The organism is Apilactobacillus sp. EABW-1NA, from assembly GCF_030398685.1.
Lineage (GTDB): Bacteria > Bacillota > Bacilli > Lactobacillales > Lactobacillaceae > Apilactobacillus > Apilactobacillus waqarii.
In genome coordinates this window covers 1-3,249 of record NZ_JAPDKO010000049.1, presented here as the reverse complement: position 1 = coordinate 3,249, position 3,249 = coordinate 1, and the positions used below count along the sequence as shown (strand labels likewise).

The 3,249-nt window shown below is 48.5% G+C and carries 2 rRNA genes; both read right to left on the bottom strand.

Annotated features, from left to right (window positions below):
* Positions 1-106: ribosomal RNA gene (gene rrf / locus OEZ61_RS07940) — 5S ribosomal RNA — on the bottom strand; the annotation flags it as partial.
* Positions 107-175: 69 nt separating this feature from the next.
* Positions 176-3,094: ribosomal RNA gene (locus OEZ61_RS07935) — 23S ribosomal RNA — on the bottom strand.
* Between the last annotated feature and the right edge of the window lie 155 nt (positions 3,095-3,249).

Below are 3,249 nucleotides of genomic sequence, written 5' to 3'. Positions count from 1 at the left end.
TCCTACCCTTGCAGAGGGCGATCCCTCAACTACTATCGGCGTTTAGAAGCTTAACTTCTGTGTTCGGCATGGGAACAGGTGTATCCTTCTAGCTATCGCCACCACACTATTTATCTGAAAGAACTTCGTTCTCTCAAAACTAGATATTATTTATTTCTTCCGATTACTACCTTACTTGGTTAAGTCCTCGACCAATTAGTACTAGTCCGCTCCATACATCACTGCACTTCCACTTCTAGCCTATCTACCTAATCATCTCTTAGGGGTCTTACTTCCATAAAGGAATGGGAAATTTCATCTTGAGGTCGGTTTCACACTTAGATGCTTTCAGCGTTTATCTCATCCATACATAGCTACCCAGCGATGCCCCTGGCGGGACAACTGGTACACCAGCGGTATGTCCATCTCGGTCCTCTCGTACTAGAGACAGCTCCCCTCAAATTTCCTACGCCCGCGACGGATAGGGACCGAACTGTCTCACGACGTTCTGAACCCAGCTCGCGTACCGCTTTAATGGGCGAACAGCCCAACCCTTGGGACCAACTACAGCCCCAGGATGCGATGAGCCGACATCGAGGTGCCAAACCTCCCCGTCGATGTGAACTCTTGGGGGAGATAAGCCTGTTATCCCCAGGGTAGCTTTTATCCGTTGAGCGATGGCCCTTCCATACGGTACCACCGGATCACTAAGCCCGACTTTCGTCCCTGCTCGACCTGTCTGTCTCGCAGTCAAGCTCCCTTTTGCCTTTACACTCGAAGAATGATTTCCAACCATTCTGAGGGAACCTTTGGGCGCCTCCGTTACTGTTTAGGAGGCGACCGCCCCAGTCAAACTGCCAATCAGACACTGTCTCCCACCACGATAAGTGGTGCGGGTTAGAGTGTTAGCACAGCGAGGGTAGTATCCCAACAATGCCTCCACCGAAACTAGCGTCCCGGTTTCCACGGCTCCTACCTATCCTGTACAAGCTATGTCAACACCCAATATCAAATTACAGTAAAGCTCCATGGGGTCTTTCCGTCCTGTCGCGGGTAACCTGCTTCTTCACAGGTATCTCAATTTCACCGAGTCTCTCGTTGAGACAGTGCTCAGATCGTTACGCCTTTCGTGCGGGTCGGAACTTACCCGACAAGGAATTTCGCTACCTTAGGACCGTTATAGTTACGGCCGCCGTTTACTGGGGCTTCGTTTCTGGGCTTCGCCGAAGCTAACTCATCCACTTAACCTTCCAGCACCGGGCAGGCGTCAGCCCCTATACTTCATCTTACGATTTTGCAGAAACCTGTGTTTTTGATAAACAGTCGCCTGAGCCTTTTCACTGCGGCTGCACTTGCGTGCAGCACCCCTTCTCCCGAAGTTACGGGGTCATTTTGCCGAGTTCCTTAACGAGAGTTCACTCGCTCACCTTAGGATACTCTCCTTGACTACCTGTGTCGGTTTGCGGTACGGGTAGTTAATTACTCACTAGAAGCTTTTCTCGGTAGCGTGACATGGCCCACTTCTCTACTTTATTTCGATCCTCATCACAGCTTGTCAACACGGTCACAAGCATTTCACTCATTACCTGACTTACTGCTTGAACGCACATATCCAACAGTGCGCACAGGTTAGCCTTCTACGTCCCTCCATCGCTCAAACATAATTAACTAGTACAGGAATCTCAACCTGTTATCCATCGCCTACGCCTCTAGGCCTCGGCTTAGGTCCCGACTTACCCTGGGAGGACGAGCCTTCCCCAGGAAACCTTAGTCAATCGGTGGAATAGATTCTCACTATTCTTTCGCTACTCATACCGGCATTCTCACTTCTAAGCGCTCCAGCAGTCCTTACGGTCTACCTTCGTTGCCCTTAGAACGCTCTCCTATCACATGACTACGTCATGTCCACAATCTCGGTAATATGCTTAGCCCCGGTAAATTTTCGGCGCAGAATCACTCGACTAGTGAGCTATTACGCACTCTTTAAATGGTGGCTGCTTCTGAGCCAACATCCTAGTTGTCTATGCAACTCCACATCCTTTTCCACTCAGCATATATTTAGGGACCTTAATTGGTGGTCTGGGCTGTTCCCCTTTCGACGGTGGATCTTATCACTCATCGTCTGACTCCCGGACATATAAATCGATGGTATTCGGAGTTTATCTGAATTTAGTAACCCATGACGGGCCCCTCACCCAAACAGTGCTCTACCTCCATGATTCTAAGTCCGAGGCTAGCCCTAAAGCTATTTCGGAGAGAACCAGCTATCTCCAAGTTCGTTTGGAATTTCACCGCTACCCACATTTCATCCCAGCACTTTTCAACGTACACGGGTTCGGCCCTCCGGTGCGTTTTACCGCACTTTCAGCCTGAACATGGGTAGATCACCTGGTTTCGGGTCTATCCCAACATACTGTAACGCCCTATTCAGACTCGCTTTCGCTACGGCTCCGGACTTTTCGCCTTAACCTTGCATGTTAGCATAACTCGCCGGTTCATTCTACAAGAGGCACGCCATCACCCATTAACGGGCTCTGACTGCTTGTAGGCACATGGTTTCAGGAACTATTTCACTCCCCTTCCGGGGTGCTTTTCACCTTTCCCTCACGGTACTGGTTCACTATCGGTCACTAGGGAGTATTTAGCTTTGGGAGATGGTCCTCCCGGATTCCGACGACGTTTCACGTGTGTCGCCGTACTCAGGATCCTGAACTGAGGTTAATTGATTTCGCCTACGGGGCTATCACCCTGTATCGCTTAACTTCCCAGATAATTCGACTATCAATTAACTTGGTAACTCAAATGTTCAGTCCTACAACCCCAAAGAGCAAGCTCTTTGGTTTGAGCTGTTCCCCGTTCGCTCGCCGCTACTTAGGGAATCGAAATTTCTTTCTCTTCCTGTGGGTACTTAGATGTTTCAGTTCCCCACGTCTGCCCCCAAACTAGATATGTATTCTCTAGCTGGTGATAATCGATTAAGATTATCGAGTTTCCTCATTCGGAAATCTCCGGATCAAAGCTTACGTACAGCTCCCCGAAGCATATCGGTGTTAGTCCCGTCCTTCATCGGCTCCTAGTGCCAAGGCATCCACCATGCGCCCTTCATAACTTAACCTATTTCATCACTACGTGATGTTTGGTTAGTTGAGTATTTACGAATAAACTAATATTTTAAAACTCAAAATAACGCGGTGTTCTCGGTTGAAATTGTATTTTTATACAAATTCAATATAGAAATTAAATAATATCTAGTTTTCAAAGAACCAAGTA